At 58.7% G+C, this 25,669-nt stretch carries 20 protein-coding genes and 1 tRNA gene; 17 read left to right on the forward strand and 4 right to left on the reverse strand.

Going from position 1 to position 25,669, the window contains the following annotated elements; genetic code table 11:
• Positions 1 to 55: 55 nt before the first annotated feature.
• The 7 genes from rpoD to ACA068_RS26835 all read left to right on the forward strand — a co-directional run bounded on the left by rpoD (position 56) and on the right by ACA068_RS26835 (position 9,324).
• Positions 56 to 1,906: an RNA polymerase sigma factor RpoD gene (rpoD, locus tag ACA068_RS26805; protein ID WP_077747306.1), complete on the forward strand. Its 1,851-nt coding sequence runs from the start codon at positions 56 to 58 to the stop codon at positions 1,904 to 1,906.
• Positions 1,907 to 2,028: 122 nt separating this feature from the next.
• A complete protein-coding gene (locus tag ACA068_RS26810) occupies positions 2,029 to 5,775 on the forward strand; it encodes an EAL domain-containing protein (protein WP_497305924.1) in 3,747 nt (1,248 codons plus the stop codon).
• 15 nt (positions 5,776 to 5,790) lie between these two features.
• Positions 5,791 to 5,867 (forward strand) — tRNA-Ile (locus ACA068_RS26815).
• Between the two features lie 707 nt (positions 5,868 to 6,574).
• Positions 6,575 to 6,883 carry a DUF3077 domain-containing protein gene (locus ACA068_RS26820; protein WP_497305926.1) on the forward strand — a complete coding sequence of 103 codons (309 nt, stop codon included), beginning with the start codon at positions 6,575 to 6,577 and terminating at the stop codon, positions 6,881 to 6,883.
• A 256-nt stretch (positions 6,884 to 7,139) separates the two neighbouring features.
• Positions 7,140 to 7,883, forward strand: a complete 744-nt coding sequence (locus ACA068_RS26825; RefSeq protein WP_154501922.1) for a HipA family kinase — start codon at positions 7,140 to 7,142, stop codon at positions 7,881 to 7,883.
• Positions 7,880 to 8,689, forward strand: a complete 810-nt coding sequence (locus ACA068_RS26830) for a DUF3037 domain-containing protein (protein WP_497305927.1) — start codon at positions 7,880 to 7,882, stop codon at positions 8,687 to 8,689. Before ACA068_RS26825 ends, ACA068_RS26830 begins: the two co-directional genes overlap by 4 nt.
• Before the next feature lie 194 nt (positions 8,690 to 8,883).
• The gene (locus ACA068_RS26835; protein WP_497305929.1) at positions 8,884 to 9,324 is read left to right on the forward strand and encodes a helix-turn-helix domain-containing protein; all 441 of its coding nucleotides are present in this window, start codon (positions 8,884 to 8,886) and stop codon (positions 9,322 to 9,324) included.
• A gap of 39 nt (positions 9,325 to 9,363) precedes the next feature.
• Here the strand turns inward: ACA068_RS26835 and ACA068_RS26840 are convergent, their stop codons facing one another.
• Positions 9,364 to 10,017 carry a peptidase M41 gene (locus ACA068_RS26840; RefSeq protein ID WP_497305931.1) on the reverse strand — a complete coding sequence of 218 codons (654 nt, stop codon included), beginning with the start codon at positions 10,015 to 10,017 and terminating at the stop codon, positions 9,364 to 9,366.
• A 166-nt stretch (positions 10,018 to 10,183) separates the two neighbouring features.
• Between ACA068_RS26840 and ACA068_RS26845 the strand changes: the two genes are divergently transcribed.
• From ACA068_RS26845 to ACA068_RS26890, 10 genes are all read left to right on the forward strand, one after another.
• The gene (locus ACA068_RS26845) at positions 10,184 to 10,645 is read left to right on the forward strand and encodes an Lrp/AsnC family transcriptional regulator (RefSeq protein WP_109635345.1); all 462 of its coding nucleotides are present in this window, start codon (positions 10,184 to 10,186) and stop codon (positions 10,643 to 10,645) included.
• Positions 10,646 to 10,866: 221 nt separating this feature from the next.
• A complete protein-coding gene (locus ACA068_RS26850; RefSeq protein WP_497305932.1) occupies positions 10,867 to 12,549 on the forward strand; it encodes a flavin monoamine oxidase family protein in 1,683 nt (560 codons plus the stop codon).
• Positions 12,550 to 12,561: 12 nt separating this feature from the next.
• Positions 12,562 to 13,356 carry a carbon-nitrogen hydrolase family protein gene (locus ACA068_RS26855; RefSeq protein ID WP_497305934.1) on the forward strand — a complete coding sequence of 265 codons (795 nt, stop codon included), beginning with the start codon at positions 12,562 to 12,564 and terminating at the stop codon, positions 13,354 to 13,356.
• Positions 13,357 to 13,404: 48 nt separating this feature from the next.
• Positions 13,405 to 15,831: a pyrroloquinoline quinone biosynthesis protein PqqF gene (gene pqqF, locus ACA068_RS26860; RefSeq protein ID WP_497305935.1), complete on the forward strand. Its 2,427-nt coding sequence runs from the start codon at positions 13,405 to 13,407 to the stop codon at positions 15,829 to 15,831.
• A gap of 155 nt (positions 15,832 to 15,986) precedes the next feature.
• Entirely contained in the window at positions 15,987 to 16,061 is a 75-nt protein-coding gene (gene pqqA, locus ACA068_RS26865) for a pyrroloquinoline quinone precursor peptide PqqA (RefSeq protein ID WP_009045898.1), read from the forward strand.
• A gap of 79 nt (positions 16,062 to 16,140) precedes the next feature.
• A complete protein-coding gene (pqqB, locus tag ACA068_RS26870) occupies positions 16,141 to 17,052 on the forward strand; it encodes a pyrroloquinoline quinone biosynthesis protein PqqB (RefSeq protein WP_497305937.1) in 912 nt (303 codons plus the stop codon).
• A 127-nt stretch (positions 17,053 to 17,179) separates the two neighbouring features.
• Entirely contained in the window at positions 17,180 to 17,932 is a 753-nt protein-coding gene (gene pqqC, locus ACA068_RS26875; RefSeq protein WP_497305939.1) for a pyrroloquinoline-quinone synthase PqqC, read from the forward strand.
• Complete coding sequence (pqqD, locus tag ACA068_RS26880; RefSeq protein WP_428278159.1) at positions 17,929 to 18,204, forward strand: pyrroloquinoline quinone biosynthesis peptide chaperone PqqD; 276 nt, start codon at positions 17,929 to 17,931, stop codon at positions 18,202 to 18,204. Before pqqC ends, pqqD begins: the two co-directional genes overlap by 4 nt.
• A gap of 4 nt (positions 18,205 to 18,208) precedes the next feature.
• Positions 18,209 to 19,351: a pyrroloquinoline quinone biosynthesis protein PqqE gene (gene pqqE, locus ACA068_RS26885; protein ID WP_497310671.1), complete on the forward strand. Its 1,143-nt coding sequence runs from the start codon at positions 18,209 to 18,211 to the stop codon at positions 19,349 to 19,351.
• Positions 19,317 to 21,143, forward strand: coding sequence for a S9 family peptidase (locus ACA068_RS26890; RefSeq protein ID WP_497305940.1), 1,827 nt, complete (start codon positions 19,317 to 19,319; stop codon positions 21,141 to 21,143). The genes pqqE and ACA068_RS26890 overlap by 35 nt, the downstream gene beginning before the upstream one ends.
• Positions 21,144 to 21,249: 106 nt before the next feature.
• On the opposite strand, the gene ACA068_RS26895 is transcribed toward ACA068_RS26890, so the two are convergent.
• The 3 genes from ACA068_RS26895 to ACA068_RS26905 all read right to left on the reverse strand — a co-directional run bounded on the left by ACA068_RS26895 (position 21,250) and on the right by ACA068_RS26905 (position 25,627).
• Positions 21,250 to 21,408 carry a YqaE/Pmp3 family membrane protein gene (locus ACA068_RS26895; protein WP_007904205.1) on the reverse strand — a complete coding sequence of 53 codons (159 nt, stop codon included), beginning with the start codon at positions 21,406 to 21,408 and terminating at the stop codon, positions 21,250 to 21,252.
• 374 nt (positions 21,409 to 21,782) lie between these two features.
• Positions 21,783 to 23,561, reverse strand: coding sequence for an acyl-CoA dehydrogenase C-terminal domain-containing protein (locus ACA068_RS26900; RefSeq protein ID WP_497305941.1), 1,779 nt, complete (start codon positions 23,559 to 23,561; stop codon positions 21,783 to 21,785).
• Positions 23,562 to 23,830: 269 nt separating this feature from the next.
• Positions 23,831 to 25,627 (reverse strand): acyl-CoA dehydrogenase C-terminal domain-containing protein, encoded by a 1,797-nt coding sequence (locus ACA068_RS26905; protein ID WP_497305943.1) that lies wholly within the window; start codon positions 25,625 to 25,627, stop codon positions 23,831 to 23,833.
• Positions 25,628 to 25,669 lie beyond the last annotated feature (42 nt).

The following is a 25,669-nucleotide window of genomic DNA, read 5'->3' on the forward strand; positions in this document are numbered from 1 at the left end:
GGTATAATCCTCGGCTTGTTTTTTGCCCGCCAAGACCTTCAGTGGATAGGGTGTTATGTCCGGAAAAGCGCAACAGCAGTCTCGTATCAAAGAGTTGATCACACTTGGTCGTGAGCAGGGCTACCTGACTTACGCGGAGGTCAACGACCACCTGCCTGAGGATATTTCAGATCCAGAGCAGGTGGAAGACATCATCCGCATGATTAACGACATGGGGATCAACGTATTCGAGGTTGCGCCAGATAAGGATTCCCTTATGCTGGCCGACGCCGATACCGACGAAGCCGCGGCCGAAGAGGCAGCAGCAGCGTTGGCAGCGGTCGAGACCGACATTGGTCGCACCACCGACCCAGTGCGCATGTACATGCGTGAAATGGGTACGGTAGAGCTCCTCACACGTGAAGGCGAAATCGAAATCGCCAAACGTATTGAAGAGGGCATCCGTGAAGTGATGGGCGCAATTGCGCACTTCCCTGGCACGGTTGACCATATTCTCTCCGAGTACACTCGCGTCACCACCGAAGGTGGCCGCCTGTCCGACGTCCTGAGCGGTTATATCGACCCGGACGACGGCATTGCGCCGCCTGCAGCCGAAGTGCCGCCGCCTGTCGATCCGAAAGCCGTGAAAGCGGACGACGATACCGACGACGAGGAAGCTGAAGCCAGCACCGACGACGAAGAAGAAGCCGAAAGCGGTCCGGATCCGGTCATCGCTGCACAGCGTTTTGGCGCTGTCTCCGATCAGATGGAAATCACCCGCAAGGCGCTGAAAAAGCACGGTCGTGGCAACAAGCTGGCAATCGCCGAGCTGGTGCTTCTGGCTGAGCTGTTCATGCCGATCAAACTGGTGCCGAAGCAATTCGAAGGCCTGGTCGAGCGTGTTCGCAGTGCCCTGGATCGTCTGCGTCAGCAAGAGCGCGCGATCATGCAACTTTGCGTTCGTGATGCCCGCATGCCGCGTGCCGACTTCCTGCGCCAGTTCCCGGGCAACGAGGTTGACGAAAGCTGGACCGATGCACTGGCCAAAGGCAAAAGCAAATACGCTGAAGCCATTGGTCGCCTGCAACCGGACATCATTCGTTGCCAGCAAAAGCTGACCGCGCTGCAAACCGAAACCGGTTTGACGATCGCAGAGATCAAGGACATCAACCGTCGCATGTCGATCGGTGAGGCCAAGGCCCGCCGCGCGAAGAAAGAGATGGTTGAAGCAAACTTGCGTCTGGTGATCTCCATCGCCAAGAAGTACACCAACCGTGGTCTGCAATTCCTCGATCTGATCCAGGAAGGCAACATCGGGTTGATGAAAGCGGTAGACAAGTTCGAATATCGCCGCGGCTACAAATTCTCGACTTATGCCACCTGGTGGATCCGTCAGGCGATCACTCGCTCGATCGCCGACCAGGCCCGCACCATCCGTATTCCGGTGCACATGATCGAGACGATCAACAAGCTCAACCGTATTTCCCGGCAGATGTTGCAGGAAATGGGTCGCGAACCGACCCCGGAAGAGCTGGGCGAACGCATGGAAATGCCTGAGGACAAGATCCGCAAGGTATTGAAGATCGCTAAAGAGCCGATCTCCATGGAAACCCCGATCGGTGATGACGAAGACTCCCACCTGGGTGACTTCATCGAAGACTCGACGATGCAGTCGCCAATCGATGTCGCCACTGTTGAGAGCCTTAAAGAAGCGACTCGCGAAGTACTGTCCGGCCTCACTGCCCGTGAAGCCAAGGTTCTGCGCATGCGCTTCGGTATCGACATGAATACCGACCACACCCTTGAGGAGGTTGGTAAGCAGTTCGACGTGACCCGTGAACGGATTCGTCAGATCGAAGCCAAGGCGCTGCGCAAGCTGCGCCACCCGACGAGAAGCGAGCATCTGCGCTCCTTCCTCGACGAGTGATCACAAAACCCCCGGCCCAGGCCGGGGGTTTTGCTTTATGCAGATTAAATCCCCCGCATTTCCCCCCCGCCGAATTGCCCGTCTACACTCGAAACATTCCCCCGAGCCATAACGAGACCGTTATGCCCAGACTGCCGACCGTGCTTTTTTTGCTGTCGCTGATGACCTGGACCGCAACGGCTGGCGCGCTGACTTTGACCGACGAAGAACGTAGCTGGCTGACGGCTCACCCGGACTTGCGCCTGGGTGTCGACGCGTCCTGGCCGCCGTTTGAATTTCGTGACGATCAGGGTCGCTATCAGGGCCTCGCGGCGGACTACATCAACGTGATTCGTCAACGGCTGGCCGTCAAACTGACGCCCATCGAACCGATCAGCTGGACCGAAGTCCTGCAGCAGGCCAAGCAAGGCAAGCTGGACGTCTTGCCGGGAATCATGTCGACCCCGGAGCGCCAGTCGTATTTGTCATTCACTCGTCCCTACCTGGACTTTCCGATTGTCATCCTCGCCCATGTCGGAGGCCCCCAGCCGCGCAAGCTCGAAGAGCTCTACGGGCTGAAGATCGCTGTTGTGGAAAACTATGCTCCCCATGAACTGTTGCGCACGCACCACCCTGACCTGAATCTGGTGGCGATGCCCAATGTCAGCTCGGCCTTGCAGGCGCTGGCCACCGATGAAGTGGATGCGGTCGTGGGCGATCTCGCCTCCAGCGTCTGGAGCCTGCGTCAGCTCAAGCTCGACGGCCTGTACGTCAGTGGCGAAACGCCCTATCGCTATCAATTGGCGATGGCCGTGCCCCCCAACAACAAGATATTGGTCGGGATTCTGGACAAAGTCCTGGCGGACATGACTTCAAGTGAAATCAACGCCATTCAGGAACACTGGGTCGGTAATGTCCTGGATCATCGAACCTTCTGGTCCGATTTGCTGGTTTACGGCCTACCCGGGCTGCTGCTTATGATGATAATGCTGGCAGTCGTCATCCGGATTAACCGCCGACTCAGTTCGGAAATTGCCCGTCGGGTCGACCTGGAACAAGAGCTGCGCAGCAGCGAATACCATTATCGCGGGCTGGTGGAGAGCCTTTCCGCGATTGCCTGGGAAGCGCGGATCAGTGATTTCACCTACAGCTACGTGTCACCGCATGCCGAAGAACTCCTTGGCTATCCCCTGTCCCATTGGCTGATTCCGGGCTTCTGGCGCAACATCATCCACCCTGCGGACCTGACCCGGGCGCAGACATTCTGCGACCACGAAGTGCTAGCCGGACGCGATCACAGCGTCGATTACCGGGTTATCACCGCCGACGGCCGCTGCCTGTGGGTGCGCGATATCGTCAGCCTGATCGAGCATGGGCATGAGCCGGTGATGCGCGGGTTGATGATTGACATCAGCGACGCCAAGCGCACGGAAGAAGCGTTGAGCCTCTCCGAGCAAAAATTCGCCTCTGTATTTCAGCAATGCCCAGACATCCTGGTGATCGCGCGGCTGTCCGACGGCTGCCTGCTGGAAGTCAACAAAGCGTTCGAAGAACAGATTGGTCTCAAGGCCGAAGAAGTCATTGGCCAGACCGCCACCGACCTGAACATCTGGGGCATCCCCGGCGTAGGTCCGGGTTTGCTGCAGCGCCTGCAGGCCGGCAGCATCCGCAATCTGGAGATGCCCTTTCGCCGCAACAATGGCCAAGTGTTTACCGGCCTGATTTCCGCCGAGCCGTTCGACCTCGATACGACCCCTGCCCTGGTCGTCGTCGTGCGCGATATCAGTCAGCTCAAGGAAACCCAGCAACAACTGCAAACCTCCGAAGAAAAATTCGCCAAGGCCTTCCACGCCTCACCCGACGGCTTGCTGCTATCCCGACAGAGCGACGGGTTGCTGCTGGAGGTCAACGAGGGTTTCAGCCGCATCACAGGCTTCAACAGCGCGATGTCCGTGGATCGTTCCGTCCTGGAGTTGGGGATATGGGTCAATCTCAACGAACGTAAACAGATGCTCGACTTGCTGCACCGGGATGGCTTCGTTCGCGACTTCAGTTGCCACATCCGCCGCAGTGACGGTCAGATCCGACTCTGCGAGGTTTCAAGCCGTCCACTGCCCATCGGCGACGAAGACTGCATGTTGACCATCGCACGAGACATCACCGAACGGCACCTGATGCAGGAGAAACTGCAACAGGCCGCCACGGTGTTCGAGAGCACCGCCGAGGGCGTGTTGATCACCGACACCCAACAGCACATCAGCGCGGTCAACCGAGCGTTCACCGAGATCACCGGCTACAGCGAGAGCGAAGCACTGGGCCACACCCCTCGCCTGCTCGCCTCGGGCCTCCACGACAGCGCGTTCTATGCAGCGATGTGGCATCAACTGACAGATGAAGGTCACTGGCAAGGCGAGATTTCCAACCGACGCAAGAATGGCGAGCTCTACCCGAGCTGGCTGACCATCAGCGCCGTGCGCAACCGGGAAAAATTCATCACCCACTTCGTGGCGGTCTTTGCGGACATTTCCAGCCTCAAGCACGCGCAGGCCAAACTCGACTACCAGGCGCACCACGATCCGCTGACCGGCTTGCCAAACCGCACGCTGTTCGAGAGCCGACTGCTCACCGCACTCAATACCCAACAGGAAAACGGTGGCCAGGGCGCGGTGCTGTTCCTCGACCTGGATCGCTTCAAACACATCAACGACAGCCTTGGCCATCCGGTGGGCGACCTACTGCTCAAAGGCATCGCCGTGCGCCTCAAAGAGCAGCTGCGCGACATCGATACCGTTGCGCGCCTCGGCGGCGACGAATTCATCATCCTGCTGCCCGGCCTACAACAATCCAGCGACGCCGACAACATTGCCACCAAGCTGCTCAATTGCTTCGCCGCACCTTTCCAGGCCGGCGAGCACGAGTTTTTCATCAGCGCCAGCATCGGCACCAGTCTGTACCCCAAGGACGGCTGCGACGTCGCCACGCTGGTCAAGAACGCCGATGCGGCGATGTATCGCTCCAAGGCAAAGGGCCGCAACCGGGTGGAAAGCTACACCCGCGACCTCACGGCCCAGGCCAGCGAGCGCGTGGCGCTGGAACATGAATTGCGGCGCGCCATCGAGCGCAATGAGCTGTTTCTCTACTACCAACCGAAAATCAGCCTCGCCGACCATCGGCTGGTCGGCGCCGAAGCGCTCATTCGCTGGCATCACCCGACCTTCGGCGCGGTGCCGCCGGAACACTTCATTCCCTTGGCGGAAGAAAACGGCATGATCCTGCAGATCGGCGACTGGGTACTGGAGACCGCCTGCCGGCAGATGTACGAGTGGAATCAGGTCTATGAGTGCCTCGGTCCACTCTCGGTCAACCTCGCCGGCGCTCAACTGCGCCAGCCGAACCTGCTCGGGCGGATCGAACAACTGCTCAAGGATAACGGCCTGGCGCCCGGTTTTCTGCAACTGGAAATTACCGAAAACTTCATCATGAGCCAGGCTGAAGAAGCGCTGGCGGTGCTGCACCAACTCAAACACCTGGGTGTGCAATTGGCCATCGACGACTTCGGAACCGGCTACTCGTCTCTGAGCTACCTCAAGCGTCTGCCGCTGGACATCCTCAAGATCGACCAGTCCTTCGTCCGCGGCCTGCCTGACGATCCCCACGATGCGGCCATTGTTCGCGCCATTATCGCCCTGGGTCGCAGCATGCAATTCACCGTCATTGCGGAGGGCGTCGAGACCCTGGCACAGCAACAATTCCTCGCCGAAGAAGGCTGCGAACAGATCCAGGGCTACATCGTCAGCCTGCCTCTGCCCCCCGACGAATTCGCCGAGGCGTTTCTTCGTATAGCCGTATCGGATTTTTCGGATAGCACAGCCGAGAAACCATCGCTATAATCCGCGACCTACTGAGGGCCTATAGCTCAGTTGGTTAGAGCAGAGGACTCATAATCCTTTGGTCCACGGTTCAAATCCGTGTGGGCCCACCAAACAAGAAAGCCGCGCTGATGCGCGGCTTTCTTTAGATTTGATGATTGACGTGAATAGTGTTGTCGAAGCGACTGACCGGATGAGATTGAGCGCTTCCCAGCGGCGAAAGCCGTAACCGCGCAAGGCGGTTCGCAAGTGGTGTCCGGATCTGCTTTACCAAATCGAAGAAGACGCCTATGGCGTCTTTTTTCGTTTCTGGCACTAGCGTTTGTTAGAGCTTGCTCCCGAAAATGATGCACATCTCTCACTCTGAAATAGATCTACATCTGGTTTCAGGATGAGGCAGGCCAAGTGAGAAAGCCGTGCGATGCACCGTTTTTTTCGTACCTGATGCTCAGGCTTTATTTGCTGAGATTGTCGCAATATCAGATGACGCCCGCCGACCTTGTAGGCAAACTCCGAGAATTGCGTAATGAGTGCGTTTGGGCACTTTGCCGCCTTGTTGGCGTTCTCTTCGACGGGATACTCTCCGGACGTCGCTGCAAATGTAGCGATCGGGTGTGGTAACCCGGTGAAACCAGCGCAACAGTGCACTCATCACGAAGAGAGGCAGTTTTTTATGCCTGTGATCTCGATATGGCGGCTGTGCGTGGGACGCCTTCGGGCGTGCCGGTTTCCTAGGTTCCCGGTTTACCACCCTGCGTACAGCTGCCTCCCTTTCGTGTGGTAACGAAAGTGGCAGCTCATCGAACCCAGGAGTTATATCTTGAACAATACAAATCCATCCGCAATTTCAGACCTGAAAACCATCGGTTTCACCCCACTCATCTACTGCTCGGATCAGGCGTTGTTTAACGTCCGTGCCGGCGTCCCCATCGTTGATGCGTTGTCACAAGCCTCCGATCTGCTGTTCCTCGCCAAATCATTTGCCGAGGACGCAGCCTACGCAAGAGACACAGACCGCCATGCCTGGGCCGCGCACTATCTGACGGCGATGGGTAAGGCGGTGATTGATGATGTGGTGAAGGTGCTGACACCTCGGCCTGCTCGGACGGCGACGGAGTCCGAGGAATAGCGCCAAGTAAGATGCGGGATACCCCAAAGCAAGCCGCGCGTTCCACTTTAGAAATGCGTAACACTGGCAAATCCGTTTGATAGGCAGCATAAAGCCCCGGTGCTTTCGCATCGGGGCTTTAGATAAGCATCTCCAATACTCTCGATTTAGCGTACGAAGCCTTGCCTTCGCAATACCCTGAAAATGATTGCGGGGCATGGTGAAGCAGGATGTAGACCAGTATCGTCTGGCAAGCTGATTTATAAGGAAGCCGGCAATGGCCGTGGGTAACTACATCGAAGCGGTAGAGATCATCCGGCGCCTGGAAGGTGGCATCACGCGTCCCTTCCTGTGCCGCGCCAGTAACGACAAGCACTATGTGGCCAAAGGGTTAGAGCTACCGCCCAACGAGCGCATTGCCGAGCTGCTTTGTGCCCGCCTAGCTGCTCAATTCGGCTTACCGATCCCCGAGCATGGCTATATCTATATTGACCCTGCCCTGCTGCGCTACAACTTAGAGGCACGCAACGATCTTGGGCCTGGAGACAGCTACGCCCTGGCCTATGTCGCGGATGCTGCCGATCTTTTGTACTCACAAGCACAGCAGGTGCCGAGTGACCTGCAAAAAGCCGTTTTCATCTTTGATTACTGGGTGGGTAACGGTGATCGTCAATTAGGTCCCTTCGGCGGTCGCCCCAACCTACTGATGTGTGGAATTGACAATCGGCTTCAGCTGATCGATCACAACCAGGCGTTCAAATGGCCTCTGGATGCTCAAAAATTCGCGGAAAGCCATGTGTTTGGTCCGAGTAATCGAACATGGAAACTGGATCTGGTCGACAGAGTTGAATACAGCCAGCGGATGCACGACACTGCCATGCGATTTCATGACCTATGCTTGGACGTACCCGATGAATGGCGTGAATCCATTGGCAAACCGGGGCTCGACATTCTGCTCGAAGAAATTGAAAGTAACCTGATGCTTTGCCAATCGGACGACTTCTGGAGCGTCCTGCAATGAAATACACCTGCCTTTACAGCATCGTGCGATTCGCGCCTTTTGCCGAAACCGAAGAGTTTGCCAACGTCGGCATCGTTCTCTCGGCACCAGCTATCGGGCGCATGGAGTACAAGCTCGCCCGTAAAAACCTGAAACGGGTCAATCACTTCTTCGAATGCAGCAACCTTTTCGCTAAGGCTATGGAGATAGCCCAGAACGAACTGGATAGCGTTCGCCTCATGACAACAGAGGCTCAAGAGTCCCAGATTGTTAACCACTTTCGCTTCCTGACCGAACCGAAGGAATCACTGATTCGCTTCAGCCCTATGCGCTCGATCCTGGTCGAAAATTTTGACGCGACCCTTGCAACGCTGTTCAGTCGCTACATCGACCGTCAAGGCATAGGGCGTGATCGTCGCGAAGACATCATGGTTCGGGAAATTCGAACCCTGTTCTCGGAAGCATCGATCCGTAGTTTTCGCGATGACACCCTTCTTGGTGAACTGACCAAACTGCACCTACCTCTGGTTCACCGAAATGAGATAGTGGCCGCGATCAAACCCCTAGCTTTTGATCAGGCTGAGCCAAGCGCAATACTCGACCACTGCGACCAGTGGCTGATGAAGTTCGTACGCGCCGAACAGGAAGGGATTATTCAACTGAAAAACGTACTAATCCCTGTATCCACTCCAGCGGAGAGTGAATCGCCCCGCCACCGTAAAGCAGTGGAGATTGCCAAGGCTAGCATTCAAGAACGTGGCCTGCAGTTGGTCGACTTCCAAGCTACTCAGGCAATTGCCGCTTTCGCTCAGAACTACGCTCAGTAGTTTGTCTAAAGTTCGATTACTACGTTTTCAGGCTTTCGGTAATGAAATGCCGCGCAAATGCGCGGCTTTTTCGTTTCTGGCGTTCAGGTTTTCCAAGCGATTTTTCCGTCAGAAGCATCTGAATTACCCAAACCCAGTTCACCTAGACTTGCCAGCAAACTAAAGTCGAGGGCCAAAAAGAAAAGGTGAATTTTATGCACCACTACGTGGAAAGCGGCCTACCGAACGTATGGCTTTGCAACGGCTTCGTGGTGAAACAGACTGCATATGGCGAGTCTGTCGCCATCACGGATGTTAAGGGCCTACACGACGTAATCGGCAAGGCCATTGCTGAGAAGCCTTCAGTGTTGACGAGGGATGAGTTTAGATTTCTGAGAAAAGAGCTTGGACTGTCTCAGGAAAGCCTAGCTGAGATCGTCGGTCTGACGAGCCAGGGCGTAGCGATTTGGGAGAAAGCGGACAAAATCCCGATGGTGAACGACCGGTATTTGCGAGGCCTTTATCTTGAAGCCAAAACTGGCAAAGCGGATCTGATGGCGCCTATCAATACCATCAACAAATTGGACCATGACCTCTACAAACTGAATCTGGCGTTTGAAGGTGAATGGCACAATCAAACGAAAGCATTCGCTTGAGCCTGAATGCTGCAATTAAGCCCGGCAAAGATGTCGGGCTTAAGGAGCTTCCCTGGCACTCAACGCCGGAATCCCCTGCACCAACCCCATCTGCTCAAGCACTTCCCTCGTCAACACCCCCTCATACGTATCCGCCGCCCTGCCCCATTGCTCCACGATAACCATCGCGTCTACCAACGCCTCGCCCAATCCGGTAATCGTATCGGCCAATGCCTCCACGATTGTTTGAGTCCGGCCCCACAGGCAATCCGTAATCTCTTTCAGCTCGGCCGTTATGCGATCAGGCGAAGCAGGATCCGTATCGGGGAAGGTAATGTTGCGCAGCAAGTGCCGTAATTCCCTTATTTTTGCGTAGTCCTGTTCCGCCCCAAGTTCTCCCCTCAGGATGGCGGCCGCTGTCGGCTTATCGACGCGTTTACCGGGCGAACGCTTTGAAGCCAATGACTGCGCCATGGCGCCCGCAAAGAGGACCATCATCCGGGCTTCCAGATGTTCCTTCATTGCCTCAATCGACGAAATGGAACGCGCCAAGGTAATGGAAGCGCCCGCTTGATGCCTCAAGTCCATGGTTACGGTCAGGCTCACGCCGCCCGTTTCAAACCCCAAGGCCCGGGCAACGACGTAGTGACCCATTTCGTGATTGGCAATCTGCACTGCGTGATCCCGGACAGCGGGAGGCATGTTCTTCGTCATTTTGATCACCTCGCATCCCTCGATCTCTCATTCGACTATGACTGACTGCTGGTGTCCATCCTGTCTTCCGCGCGCCATCTGACGTTCTGAAAACAGAACAGACATCCGCTGAGCCAGCCGTGCTGTAACATGCCCACTCACTGATTTGTCTTGCCGGAGACGACCCTTGCCTGACACCCGCCCGCCCGTTCTTGACGAAATCGACCGCCAACTGATCGCGGCCTTGCAGATCAATGCCCGTGAAAGCGTGGCCATGCTCGCTCGCCAATTGGGGATCGCACGGACCACGGTGACTTCACGTCTGGCACGGCTGGAAAAGGCCAAAGTCATCACCGGTTACGGCGTGCGTTTGGGGCAGCGGGTGGTGGACGGCGGATTGCAGGCTTACGTCGGGATCACGGTGCAACCGCGCTCGGGCAAGGAAGTGTTGCGGCGGCTCAGCGCCATGGCCCAGGTTCAGCAGTTGTGTGCGGTGAGTGGTGAATTTGATTATGTGGCGTGGTTGCGCACGGAATCGCCGGAGCAGCTGGATCAGTTGCTGGATCAGATTGGCAGTGTGGATGGGGTGGAGAAGACGACGACTTCGATCATCTTGAGTAGCAAGATTGATCGGGGGCAGCCGGTTTGAGTGTTGACCGGTAATTCTCGATTGGCTGATCGGGCCCTTTCGCGAGTAAGCCCGCTCCCACAGTGGTCAGTTTGTAGTGAAATATCGTCATATTGATTGAGAAACTGGCAAAACGACGACACATTGCGTCTTATTAACGTGTTCTACGCTCTCTAGAATGGCTGCCATCTTTTCCTATACTCAGATGCGCATTCCGCGTCGGGTCGCCAGTAAGGTCAGTCATGAACAAGAACAATCGCCATCCTGCAGACGGTAAAAAACCAGTCACCATTTTCGGCCCGGACTTTCCTTTCGGCTTTGACGACTGGATCGAACACCCGGCCGGCCTGGGCAGCATTCCGGCGCACAATCATGGTGCCGAAGTGGCGATTGTCGGCGCGGGCATCGCAGGTCTGGTGGCGGCTTACGAGTTGATGAAACTGGGCCTCAAACCCGTCGTCTACGAAGCCTCGAAAATGGGTGGCCGCCTGCGCTCCCAGGCGTTCAACGGCGCCGAAGGCATCATCGCCGAACTTGGCGGGATGCGTTTCCCGGTTTCGTCCACCGCGTTCTACCACTACGTCGACAAGCTAGGCCTTGAGACCAAGCCCTTCCCGAACCCGCTGACCCCCGCCTCGGGCAGCACTGTGATCGATCTGGAAGGCAAGACCCATTACGCACAGAAGCTGGCGGATCTTCCTGCACTGTTCCAGGAAGTGGCTGACGCCTGGGCGGACGCACTGGAAGCCGGCTCGCAGTTCGCCGATATCCAGCAAGCCATCCGCGACCGCGATGTGCCGCGTCTCAAAGAGCTGTGGAACACGCTTGTCCCACTGTGGGATGACCGCACTTTCTACGACTTCGTCGCCACCTCCAAAGCGTTCGCCAAGCTGTCGTTCCATCACCGCGAAGTGTTCGGCCAGGTCGGCTTCGGCACCGGCGGCTGGGACTCGGACTTCCCGAACTCGATGCTGGAAATCTTCCGCGTGGTGATGACCAACTGCGACGATCACCAACACCTGGTGGTCGGTGGCGTGGAACAAGTGCCGCTGGGCATCTGGCGTCATGTGCCGGAACGTTGCGTGCACTGGCCTGAAGGCACCAGCCTCAGCTCGTTGCACCGGGGCGCACCACGCTCTGGCGTGAAAAAGATTGCCCATGCGGCGGACGGTCGTTTCGCGGTCACCGACATCTATGGCGATACCCGCGAATACGCGGCGGTGCTCACCACTTGCCAGAGCTGGCTGTTGACCACCCAGATCGAATGCGACGAAAGCCTGTTCTCGCAAAAGATGTGGATGGCCCTGGACCGCACCCGCTACATGCAATCGTCGAAAACCTTCGTGATGGTCGACCGGCCATTCTGGAAGGACAAGGACCCGGAAACCGGCCGCGACCTGATGAGCATGACCCTCACCGATCGCCTGACCCGCGGCACCTACCTCTTCGACAACGGTGATGACAAGCCGGGCGTGATTTGCCTGTCTTACTCGTGGATGAGCGACGCGCTGAAAATGCTCCCGCACCCAGTGGAAAAACGCGTGAAACTGGCGCTGGACGCATTGAAAAAGATCTACCCGAAAGTCGACATCGCCGCGCGCATCATCGGCGATCCGATCACCGTGTCGTGGGAAGCCGACCCGCACTTCCTCGGCGCGTTCAAAGGCGCCCTGCCCGGCCACTACCGCTACAACCAGCGGATGTACGCGCACTTCATGCAGGACGACATGCCGGCCGAGCAACGCGGGATATTCATCGCAGGCGACGACGTTTCATGGACGCCGGCGTGGGTCGAAGGCGCGGTGCAGACCTCGCTCAACGCGGTCTGGGGCATCATGAAACACTTCGGTGGTGAAACTCACGCCGAGAACCCGGGTCCAGGTGATGTGTTCAACGAGATCGGTCCGATCGCCCTGCCCGAGTAAAAGGAATCCAAAATGCGCGTAGCCCTTTACCAATGTCCACCGCTGCCCCTGAACGTCGCCGGCAACCTGCAACGCCTGCATCAACTGGCACTGGAGGCCAAGGGCGCAGACCTGCTCGTGCTGCCGGAAATGTTCCTGACCGGCTACAACATCGGCATCGACGCGGTCAGCGTGTTGGCGGAGGTGCACAACGGTGAATCGGCGCAGCAGATCGCGCGCATTGCCAAGACCGCCGGGATCGCCATTTTGTATGGCTATCCCGAGCGCACCGAGGACGGGCAGATTTACAACGCCGTGCAGTTGATCGACGCCAACGGCGAGCGCCTGTGCAACTACCGCAAGACTCACCTGTTCGGCGACCTCGATCACTCGATGTTCAGCGCCGGTCAGGATGATTTCCCGTTGGTGGAACTCAATGGCTGGACGCTCGGCTTTCTGATCTGCTACGACCTGGAGTTCCCGGAAAACGCCCGGCGCCTGGCCCTGGCCGGTGCCGAGCTGATCCTGGTGCCGACGGCGAACATGATTCCCTTCGACTTCGTCGCCGACGTCACCGTTCGTTCCCGCGCCTTCGAAAACCAGTGTTATGTGGCGTATGCCAACTACTGCGGGCAGGAAGGCGAGATCAACTACTGCGGTCAGAGCAGCATTGCCGCACCCGATGGCAGCCGCATCGCCCAGGCTGGCCTGGATGAAGCACTGATTGTCGGAGAGCTGGATCGTCAGTTGATGGTCGATTCCCGTGCCGCCAATCGCTACTTGATCGATCGCCGCCCTGAACTTTACGACGCGCTCAACAAGCGCTGACTCACCGTAATCCGCTAGCATTAGCGCTTCTCTGTTCTGGAAGTGCTCATGCCTGCGCTGAATCACCCTCGCCCCCACACTGAAACCCTGGCCAACGGCCTGCGGGTGACACTGCGTCATGCTCCCGATTTGAAGCGCTGCGCGGCGGCGTTGCGGGTTTTCGCGGGCAGCCACGACGTGCCGCTGGCATGGCCCGGCCTCGCGCATTTTCTTGAGCATTTGCTGTTTCTGGGGACGGAGCGCTTTCCTGCTGGGCAAGGACTGATGGCCTATGTGCAAGGTCACGGCGGACAGGTGAATGCGCGCACCAGCGAACGCACTACCGATTTCTTTTTCGAACTGCCACCGCAAGCCTTTGCCGGTGGGCTGGAGCGTCTGTCAGACATGCTCGCTCATCCGCGTATGAATCCGGACGATCAGCGGCGGGAACGGGAAGTGCTGCACGCCGAATTTGTCGCATGGTCCCGGGATGCCACTGCACAACAGCAGTTCGCGCTGTTCGATGGGCTGTCGGCCGCTCACCCGCTTCGGGCATTTCATGCGGGCAACCGGTACAGCCTGCCGGTGCCGCAGCCGGAGTTTCAGCAAGCGTTGAGGGATTTCCATCAGCAGTTTTATCAGACCGGGCAGATGACGTTGAGCCTGGCCGGCCCGCAAACGCTTGATGAGTTGAGGACGATGGCTCAGCGCTTTGGCGATTCTGTTGCCGCAGGGGAAAAGGTCGCACAACAGGAACCTGCACCACTGATGGATTCTTCCGACAAAAGTTATCAACAGGCTGGTGAGCGTCGGCTCGATCTTCTGTTCGCTTTCGAAGCATTGCCCGACTCATCGCGCGAAGCATTAGCGTTTCTGTGCCATTGGCTGAACGCCGCAAAACCCGGTGGTCTGCTGGCTGAGTTGCGCGAGCGCGGCTTGGCGGACGGCCTGAAAGCCGCGCCGTTGTACCAGTTCGCCGGGCAAGCCTTGCTGCACATCGAGTTCAACAGGGCTCAAGCGGGGAACACGATCCGCGAGCGGCTTTTGGATTGGCTCAGCTTTTTTGCCTCTCACCAAAACTGGACCGAGTTGCGCAAAGAATACGACGCCCTGCTCGACCGTCAGCAACAAGTCAGCGGTGCCCTGCAACGGGCGCGACTGGACAGCGAGCAGCTTGAAGCCGGTTTATCCGAACAAGGCGTCATAGCGCTCAAAGACATCCTGAAAAAAATCGGCGCTGTGGATAACTTCAGCGGTGAATGGCAATTGCCGACGCCTAACCCGTTCTTACGGGCTGAAGCCCCTCTGGCCAATGCCGGGCTGATTCGCGGCCAGACCAGCAAACACCGGGGCCTGCGGACATTCGCCCAGGACCGCTCGCGCATCCGTCGCGAAAACTCGCCGATGCAGTTCAGTCAGGCGTTGCCGGATAACACTGACGAAGGCGCGATTTATCTGCGGTGGCGACTGCTGGCGAAACCTCACCCTCGTCTTCAATCGAGCCTGGAAAATCGCCTGCAACCCTTACGCGAAGATGCCCGTCAGGCGGGCGTCGACTTTTCCTTCAGTGCGTCAGGCAATGAATGGCTGCTGAAGTTGACAGGCCTGCAGGAGCCAATGCCGACCGTCCTCGAACATGCGCTGAAAGAGCTGACAACACCCGACGCCGGTTTCCCACAGGAAGAACCACCAAGCGTGCCGTTGATGCCGATCAGACAACTGCTGAAGGCACTGCCCGAGCATTGCCTTGAACGCACCGCTGAGACTGATGACGTGCAGCAGCTGTGGGTGAGCGCACGCTGGCAAGGTCTGGCGACGGGCCTGTCGGCGCAGACTCAATCGGGGATGGGCTTGGCACTGAGCCGCGTGCCCGGTGTTGCGAACGATCAGCCGTCGCCGCCCGCCTCGATAAACTCGCAGCACCTTTGGAGCACTGTCGACACCGGTTCCAGCGAACACGCGTTGTTGCTGTTTTGTCCGACGGCCACACGGGACATCGCAGATGAAGCCGCGTGGCGCTTGCTCGCTCACCTGTGCCAGACGCCGTTCTATCAGCGCCTACGGGTTGAACTGCAATTGGGTTATGCCGTGTTCAGCGGCCTGCATCAGTTCCATGGGCAGACCGGGCTGCTGTTCGGCGTTCAATCACCGAGCGTTGCCCCTCAGGATCTGTTGGAACACATAGAGCGCTTCTTGAACGAAATGCCCGCACTGATTGAAGACGTCGATGATGCGACCTTCATTGCCCAGCGCCAGGCCTTGGCCGATCAATTCCACCCCACCGCACTGCCCCACGCTCAGGCGGCCGAACTGCTCTGGCAGGGCAAACTGGCGGGCCACTCGTCGGATTATCTGGAGCGTTTGCCAGAAGCGATCCTGATGATCGATCGCAAAGCATTAAAAGACGCCGCCCGACAATTGAATCAAGCCGAAGGTGGCTGGCGCTGCCTAGCCAGCAGTGCTTGCTCGACGGCGCCTTGGCAAGCGGCAAAATGATCATTACCGACACTGCAATTAGCTTTCTCAAAGATTCGCGGCCAATCGCTCTGTAATTTTGAGTAACATAGCCACCTAACTATCTGAACATCTCCGGCTGGAGGTGGACTATATGTATAGGTCTTAACTGTCTCATCACCTGAAGGAGCGCTCCCATGTCCTGGTCCAAACCTGCTTACACCGACCTGCGTATCGGCTTTGAAGTCACCATGTACTTCGCAAGCCGCTAAGGTCTGCCGTTGTAATGATGTGCAACGCCTCGGTTTACCGGGGCGTTTTTATTTTCAGCGTTGAAATGATGGAGCGCCCATGTTTGTCCAGATTCTAGGTTCCGCCGCCGGCGGCGGTTTCCCCCAGTGGAACTGCAACTGCGTGAACTGCGCCGGTTTTCGCAACGGCAGCCTGAACGCCAAGGCGCGTACCCAGTCGTCCATCGCCCTGTCCGATGACGGCGTGAACTGGATCCTGTGCAACGCTTCGCCGGACATCCGCGCCCAACTCCAGAGCTACACTCCGATGCAACCGGGCCGCGCACTGCGCGATACCGGCATCAGCGCGATCATCCTGATGGACAGCCAGATCGACCACACCACTGGCCTGCTCAGCCTGCGCGAAGGCTGCCCGCACCAGGTCTGGTGCACCGACATGGTCCACGAAGACCTGAGCACCGGTTTTCCGCTGTTCACCATGCTCACGCACTGGAATGGCGGGCTGACCTGGAACCGCATCGAACTCGACCGCAGCTTCACCATCCCGGCCTGCCCGAGCCTGCGCTTTACCCCGCTGCCCCTGCGTAGCGCGGCACCGCCCTACTCGCCGCACCGTTTCGACCCGCACCCGGGCGACAACATCGGCCTGATCGTCGAAGACCTGAACACCGGCGGCAAGCTGTTTTATGCGCCGGGCCTGGGCAAAGTCGATGCGCCGCTGCTGGACATCATGGCCGGCAGCGATTGCCTGCTGGTGGACGGCACGATGTGGGACGACGACGAAATGCAGCGCCGTGGCGTCGGCACGCGTACCGGTCGGGAAATGGGCCATCTGGCGCAAAACGGCCCCGGCGGCATGCTCGAAGTGCTCGAACAGCTGCCCAAGCAACGCAAGGTGCTTATCCATATCAACAACACCAATCCGATTCTTGATGAGGATTCGCCGGAACGTGCCGAGTTGGCTCGGCGCAAGGTTGAAGTGGCGTATGACGGCATGAGTATTGTGCTGTAGCGGATGGCCTCTTCGCGGGCAAGCCTCGCTCCTACAGTGATCGCGTACCCCTGTAGGAGCGAGGCTTGCCCGCGAAGGCGTCGGACCAGACACCAGAGAACCCACCGGTCATACCCGGAGAACCGCAATGACTGACACCCCAATGCCCCCCGCCGAATTCGAAGCGGCCCTGCTCGCCAAGGGCGCCTATTACCACATCCATCACCCGTATCACGTGGCGATGTATGAAGGCCGGGCGACCCGCGAGCAGATCCAGGGCTGGGTCGCGAATCGTTTCTACTATCAGGTGAACATTCCCCTGAAAGACGCCGCGATCCTCGCCAACTGCCCGGACCGTGAAATCCGTCGCGAGTGGATTCAGCGCCTGCTGGACCATGACGGCGCCCCCGGTGAAGACGGCGGCATCGAAGCCTGGCTGCGTCTGGGCCAAGCTGTCGGCCTCGACCCGGATCAGCTGCGCTCGCAGGAGTTGGTCTTGCCCGGCGTGCGGTTCGCCGTGGACGCCTACGTCAACTTCGCCCGCCGGGCCAGTTGGCAGGAAGCCGCCAGCAGCTCGCTGACCGAGTTGTTCGCGCCGCAGATCCACCAATCGCGCCTCGACAGCTGGCCGCAGCATTACCCGTGGATCGACCCGACCGGTTACGAGTATTTCCGCACGCGCCTCGGCCAGGCACGCCGGGATGTAGAGCACGGTCTGGCGATTACGTTGCAGCACTACACGACGCGGGAAGGCCAGGCGCGCATGCTGGAAATTCTCCAGTTCAAACTGGACATCCTTTGGAGCATGCTCGATGCCATGAGCATGGCCTACGAATTGAACCGCCCGCCGTATCACAGCGTGACCGACCAGCGGGTCTGGCATAAAGGAATCACCTTATGAGTTTCGATCGCAGCAAGACCCCGACCTGGCGTCAGGGCTACCGCTATCAGTACGAACCGGCGCAGAAAGGCCATGTCCTGCTCTACCCGGAAGGCATGATCAAACTCAATGAAAGCGCCGCGCTGATCGGCGGTTTGATCGACGGCGAACGTGACGTAGCGGCGATCATTGCCGAACTGGACGCGAAGTTCCCCGGCGTGCCCGAGCTCGGTGAAGACATCGAGCAATTCATGGAGGTTGCCCGTGCTCAGCACTGGATCGAACTTGCCTGATTCCGTGTCGGACAAGTTACCGCCTAAACCCGACATCGGCCTGCCACTGTGGTTGCTCGCCGAGCTGACGTATCGCTGCCCGCTGCAATGCCCGTACTGCTCCAACCCGCTGGACTTCGCCGAACAAGGCAAAGAGTTGAGCACTGAACAGTGGATCAAAGTGTTCCGCGAAGCTCGGGAAATGGGCGCCGCACAACTGGGCTTTTCAGGTGGTGAACCGCTGGTGCGCCAGGACCTCGCCGAACTCATCGCCGAGGCGCGCAAGTTGGGTTTCTACACCAACCTGATCACGTCCGGCATCGGCCTCACCGAGCAGAAAATCAGCGACTTCAAGAAAGCCGGCCTGGACCACATTCAGATCAGTTTCCAGGCCAGTGACGAGCAAGTGAATAACTTGCTGGCCGGTTCGAAAAAAGCCTTCGCCCAGAAGCTGGAAATGGCTCGCGCGGTGAAAGCCCACGGCTATCCGATGGTGCTGAACTTCGTCACCCATCGGCACAACATCGACAAGATCGACCGGATCATCGAACTGTGCATCGCCCTTGAGGCCGACTTCGTCGAACTCGCGACGTGCCAGTTTTACGGTTGGGCCCAGCTCAACCGGGTCGGCCTGTTGCCGACTCGGGAACAACTGGTCCGAGCCGAGCGCATCACCAATGAATACCGCGCCAAGCTCGAAGCCGAAGGGCATCCGTGCAAGCTGATTTTCGTCACACCGGACTACTACGAAGAACGCCCGAAAGCCTGCATGAACGGCTGGGGCAGCATTTTTCTTACGGTCACGCCAGACGGAACCGCACTGCCGTGTCACGGTGCCCGACAGATGCCGGTGCAGTTTCCCAATGTGCGCGACCACAGCATGCAGCACATCTGGTACGACTCGTTCGGCTTCAACCGCTTTCGCGGTTACGACTGGATGCCCGAGCCGTGCCGCTCCTGCGACGAGAAAGAAAAAGACTTCGGCGGCTGCCGCTGCCAGGCATTCATGCTCACGGGTGACGCGAGCAATGCCGACCCGGTGTGCAGCAAGTCGCAACATCACGGCGTGATTCTCAAGGCCCGCGAAGAAGCCGAACACGCGACCCAGACCATCGAACAACTGGCCTTTCGCAATGAACGAAACTCACGCCTCATCGCTAAAAGCTGAACCCTTCAGCGCCTCCCGGGCCGTCGCTGCCGGTATCGACTTCGCAGAACTGCTGGTCGGCCAGCATGGCCTGTTCTGGAACGAATACCGCCCCGAGGATTCCGCCTGCAGGGTCTGGCATTGGCGCGAAGGCCAGGCCCGTTGCCTGACACCAGCGGGTTTCAGCGTGCGCAGTCGGGTGTACGAATATGGCGGTGGCGCGTTTTGTCTGACGGATGACGGGATTGTTTTCGTCAACGAAGCGGACCAGCAACTCTATCGGCAATCGCTGGCGGGCGAGACGCCTGAGGTGCTGACCTCAAGTGAATGCCGTTACGGCGATCTGCAATTTGCCAATGGCCGGGTGCTCGCGGTTGAAGAGAACCGTGACCGCCATCGTCTGGTCGCGATCGACGTGGCTGACGGCAGGCGTCATCTGCTGGCCGAGGGCGCCGATTTCTATGCCGCGCCGACATTGAGTCCTGACTCGCAACGATTGGCGTGGATCGAATGGAGCCGCCCGGATCAGCCATGGACTGCCACTCGCTTGATGGTTGCCGAGCGCAAGAACGATGGGGGCTTTGCTCAACCGCGTTGTGTGGCCGGCGACGGGGTGCAGGAGTCACTGCAACAACCCCGTTTCGATAGCGGCGGCCGCCTGTTTTGCCTGACGGATCGCGGCGGCTACTGGCAGCCTTGGGTGGAATCCGCAGAAGGCCTGAGCCCGTTGCCGAGTGCCGCCGCTGATCATGGGCCAGCCCCGTGGCAGCTGGGTGGCAGCACCTGGTTGCCGCTAAGCGAAAGCAGCTACTTGGCCAGCTGGACCGAAGGCGGGTTTGGCAAACTGGGGCTTTGCGGTGACACCGCTGAAGATTTCACCGGTGATTACAGTCGCTTTCGCCATCTCGCACTGGATGAGCAATTTATCTACTGCATCGCGGCATCGCCGGTCAGTTCGTCGGCGGTGATCGCAATCGAGCGCGATACCCGTCAGGTCAAAATCCTCGCCGGCGGTATTGCACCGTTGCCCGCCGAGCACATCAGCGTCCCGCAAACCTTGCGCTACCCGAGTGGTTCGGGCGAGGCCCACGGCTTCTTCTATCCGCCGATGACCGGCGAGGCGAAACCGCCGCTGGTGGTGTTCATCCATGGCGGCCCAACCTCGGCCTGCTACCCGATGCTTGATCCACGTATCCAGTACTGGGCGCAACGCGGCTTCGCCGTGGCCGATCTCAACTACCGCGGCAGCAGTGGCTATGGCCGGGCGTATCGCCAGGCGCTGCATTTGAGTTGGGGTGACGTGGATGTCGAAGATGCCTGCGCGGTGGTTGCTCATCTCGCTGAACGAGGATTGATCGATAGCGACAAGGCATTTATTCGCGGTGGCAGTGCCGGCGGTTACACCACGCTGTGTGCGCTGGCCTTCCACAACGTCTTCCGCGCGGGCGCCAGTCTTTACGGTGTCAGCGATCCCGTTGCACTAGGCCGGGCGACCCATAAGTTCGAAGGCGATTATCTGGATTGGCTGATTGGCGATCCGATTGAGGATGCCGAACGATACGCCGCGCGCACTCCGCTGCTGCATGCGAGCAACATCAGTGTTCCGGTGGTTTTCTTTCAAGGTGAACTGGACGCCGTGGTCGTGCCGCAACAGACCCGCGACATGGTCACGGCGCTACAGGACAACGGCATTCTGGTCGATGCGCATTACTACGCGGACGAACGTCATGGCTTTCGCAAGGCGGGGAACCAGGCCCATGCGCTGGAGCAGGAGTGGTTGTTTTATCGGCGGGTGATCGAACTCGCAAGCTGAAACCGCGTCGCGCCCTTCGCGGGCAAGCCTCGCTCCTACAGGTACCGTGTTATCCCCGTAGGAGCGAGTCTTGCCCGCGAAAGCGATCTATCTGACGCCGCAGAACTCAGCGCTTGGCGATGATGTACACCGCATGCACGATCCCCGGAATGTAACCGCACAGCGTCAGCAGAATATTCAGCCAGAACGCGCCGGCGAAACCGACCTGCAGAAACACACCCAGTGGTGGCAACAGAATGGCAATGATGATGCGAATGAAATCCATGGGGCAGCTCCTGATTTGAAGTGGGCTCGTGAAAGCCCTACAGCTAATCGACCTGCGGTGACCGTCAGGGTTCAAGTACGGCAGATCTGGCAGACACAACGGGCTGAACGCTTGAACAACTCGAACACGCTCGACGGGTTGAGCTGAATACTTTTCTGCGGGCAAAAGAAAACCCCGCCGAAGCGGGGCTTTGCAGACTGTTTCCCTGACATCCATTTCACTCCGCCGTCCTGGCAGAATCCTACGTGTCCGTGTTGTTGCTTTGCGCTTCCTGCGCGACGTCCATGTGAAGTAGATTAGCTCTGGATCCAATTTTCGCCTATGGGAGAACAGCAGCACGTCATGTAAGAGAATGCTTACATGACGCGACTCCGTCAGAACTGTGCAGCGTCCAGCAGGAACAGCGATTCGCTACCCGCCTTCACCGACGCACTCAACGAGTGAATACGCGGCAACAGACGGGCGAAATAGAACCGCGCCGTCCCCAGCTTGCTCGCGTAGAAGTCGTCCTGCGCCTCTTTGCCGAAGGCCGCCTTGGCCATCAGCGCCCACATGTAGGCGTAAGCCACGTAACCAAAAGCTTGCAGGTACTCGACCGACGCCGCGCCGATTTCGTTCGGGTTGTTTTTCGCCCGGTCCAGCAACCACGAAGTCAGCTCGTCGAGGGTGGTCACGGCATCGTTCAGCGGCTTGGTGAACTCCGCCAGGTCAGCGCTGGCGGTGGCGGTGAAATGACGGATCTCATCCGCGAACAGGTTATAGAACGCCCCGCCCGTGCCAACGATCTTGCGCCCTACCAGGTCCAGCGCCTGAATGCCGTTGGTGCCTTCGTAGATCTGGGTGATGCGCACGTCGCGCACCAGTTGTTCCTGGCCCCACTCACGGATGTAACCGTGGCCGCCAAAAACCTGCTGGCCGTGCACGGTGGTTTCCAGACCGAGGTCGGTCAGGAACGCCTTGGCAACCGGCGTCAGCAGCGCAACCAGATCTTCCGCGCGTTTGCGGGTGGTCGCGTCTTCGCTGAACTTGGCGGTGTCCAGCTGCATGGCCACGTAAGTGGAGAACGCACGGCCGCCTTCGTTCGAGGCTTTCATGGTCAGCAGCATGCGACGCACGTCCGGGTGGACGATGATCGGGTCAGCGACCTTGTCCTTGTTCTGCGCGCCGGTCGGCGAACGGCTTTGCAGACGGTCGCGGGCGTATTCGACGGCGTTCTGGTACGAGCGCTCGCCGGTGGCCAGGCCTTGGATGCCGACGCCCAGACGCTCGTAGTTCATCATGGTGAACATCGCCGCCAGGCCTTTGTTCGGCTCGCCGATCAGGTAACCCACGGCTTCATCGAAGTTCATCACGCACGTCGCGGAGGCCTGGATGCCCATCTTGTGTTCGATCGAACCGCAATTCGCCGGGTTACGCGCGCCCAGGCTGCCATCGGCATTGACCATGAACTTCGGCACCAGGAACAACGAAATGCCCTTCGGCCCCGCCGGTGCGTCCGGCAGTTTGGCCAGCACCAGATGGATGATGTTCTCGGTCAGGTCGTGCTCACCGCCGGTGATGAAGATCTTGGTGCCGCTGACTTTGTAGGAACCATCGGCCTGAGGTTCGGCCTTGGTGCGGATGATCCCCAGGTCCGTACCGGCATGCGGCTCGGTCAGGCACATGGAACCGGCCCAGACGCCGGCGTACATGTTCGGCAGGTACGCGGCTTTCAGTTCTTCACTGGCGTGGGCGTTGATCGACAGGCAGGCGCCGGCGGTCAGCATCGGGTACAGACCGAACGACAGGCTGGCGGAGTTGACCATTTCTTCGACTTGCGCCGACACGGCCTTGGGCATGCCCATGCCGCCGTAGGTCGGATCGCCACCGACACCGACCCAGCCGCCTTCAGCGTATGTCTGATAAGCCTGTGGGAAACCGGCCGGCGTGGTGACGGCACCGTCCGCCCAATGGCAACCTTCTTCGTCAGCCGCACGGCTCAGGGGCGCGATGCTTTTGCTGGTGACCTTGCCGGCTTCTTCGAGAATGGCTTCGACGGTTTCAGCATCAACGGTCTCGGCCAGCGCAGGCAGCTCCGCCCAGAGTTTGGCGACCTCGAAGACTTCATTGAGGACGAAGCGCATATCGCGCAGGGGCGCTTTGTAGTCAGCCATGGCAAACCTCGCAAGATCTAAACAGGTGATTCGTGGGAATGATGTTTTCGTTGGGTTCGAGTGTAACCCAACAACTTTTGCGACACATAGGGTCAGGCCGTGACCGTTTTGTAATTTTTAGTCAGCAGTATTCCAGCTGAGCAGTTCTCGCCTGCAAGAACGCATTCACGGGCAAGCCTTGCTCCTACAGGTCCTTTGTCGTGCACATAGGGTGCAAACGACACTTAACCTGTAGGAGCAAGGCTTGCCCGCGAAGCTTTTAACAATCGTCAGAGCGCAAATAACTCCGCCGGTAGCTTCATCAGGCAATCACTCCCGGCCTCTATCGCCGCCCGATGAGCGGCAGTACGCGGCAACAATCGCTTGAAGTAAAACTCGCTGGTCGCCAGTTTGCCCTGGCAATAATCGGCATCACCGCTGCCCGCGTCGAGTTGCGACTGGGCCACCAGCGCCATGCGCAGCCACAGATAGCCGAGGATGATGTAACCGCTGTACATCAAGTAATCCACCGACGCTGCACCGACTTCGTCCGGATTCCTCATCGCGGCCATGCCGACCTTGGTGGTCAACTCGCCCCACTGCTGATTCAGTTCGTTGAGTTGTACAACGTAGCTTGCGAGTTGCGGGTGATCAGCGTTCGCCGCACAGAACTTATGGACGATTTTGGTGAAGCCACGCAGCAGTTTGCCTTGGCTGCCGAGCACTTTGCGCCCGAGCAAATCCAGCGCCTGAATGCCGTTGGTGCCTTCGTAGATCGGCGCGATCCGGCAGTCGCGAACCAACTGCTCCATGCCCCATTCACGGATAAAGCCGTGACCGCCAAACACCTGCATGCCGTGGTTGGTGACTTCCAGACCGGTGTCAGTCATGAAGGCTTTGCAGATCGGCGTCAGGAAGGCCAACAGGTCTTCGGCGTCCTGACGCGCCGTTTCATCTGGACTCAGGTGTGCAACGTCCAGCAGCTGCGCAGTGAAATAGGTCAGCGCGCGGTTGCCTTCGTTGAAGGCTTTCATGGTCAGCAACATCCTGCGCACGTCAGGATGAACAATGATCGGGTCAGCGGCTTTTTCCGGCGCTTTGGGACCGGTCAGCGCGCGCATTTGCAGGCGATCGTTGGCGTACTTGATGGCTCCCTGGAAACTCGCCTCACCCAGACACAACCCCTGCATGCCGGTGCCGAGCCGCGCGTGGTTCATCATGGTGAACATGCAGTTCAAGCCCTTGTTCGGCTCGCCGATCAAGAAGCCCTTGGCTTCGTCAAAGTTCAGCACGCAGGTGGCCGAGGCCTTGATGCCCATTTTGTGTTCGATCGAGCCACAGGAAACGCCGTTGCGCTCGCCGGCTTCACCCTCGGCATCGGGTAGGAATTTGGGAACGATGAACAGGGAAATGCCTTTGGTGCCTGCCGGAGCATCTGGCAGTTTCGCCAACACCAGATGAATGATGTTGTCGCTCATGTCGTGTTCGCCGGCCGAGATGAAGATCTTGCTGCCGGAAATTGCGTAGCTGCCGTCGGCGGAAGGGACGGCGCGGGTTTTGATGATGCCCAGGTCAGTGCCGCAATGCGCCTCGGTCAGGCACATGGTGCCGGTCCATTGGCCAGCCGTCAGTTTGCTCAGGTAGGTGTTCTTCTGATCTTCGGTGCCGTGGGCGTGGATGGCCGACATCGCGCCGTGGGTCAAGCCGGGGTACATGCCCCACGAGGTATTGCTGGAACCGACCATTTCACTGATGACCAGGCCCAGGGAACTTGGTAAACCCTGTCCGCCATACGCCGGGTCAGCTGCCAGACCGTGCCAGCCACCTTCCACGTACTGTGCGAAAGCCTGCTTGAAGCCTGTAGGCGTTGTCACCACACCGTTGTCGAAATGGCAGCCTTCTTCGTCGCCGCTGCGATTCAACGGTGCGAGAACGTTCTCGCAGAACTTCGCGCCTTCTTCGAGGATCGCATTGACCATGTCCGGGCTGGCATCGGTGGCGCCGAGCGCGGCGTAGTTGGCGTGGAAGTCGAAGACGTGGTCGATCAGAAAGCGCATGTCGCGCAGGGGAGCTTTGTATTCGGGCATGGTCGTTTCTCCGTCAGCAGATCGTTCAAACCTACTGCTGCC

It is taken from the genome of Pseudomonas sp. LBUM1660 (genome assembly GCF_059695935.1).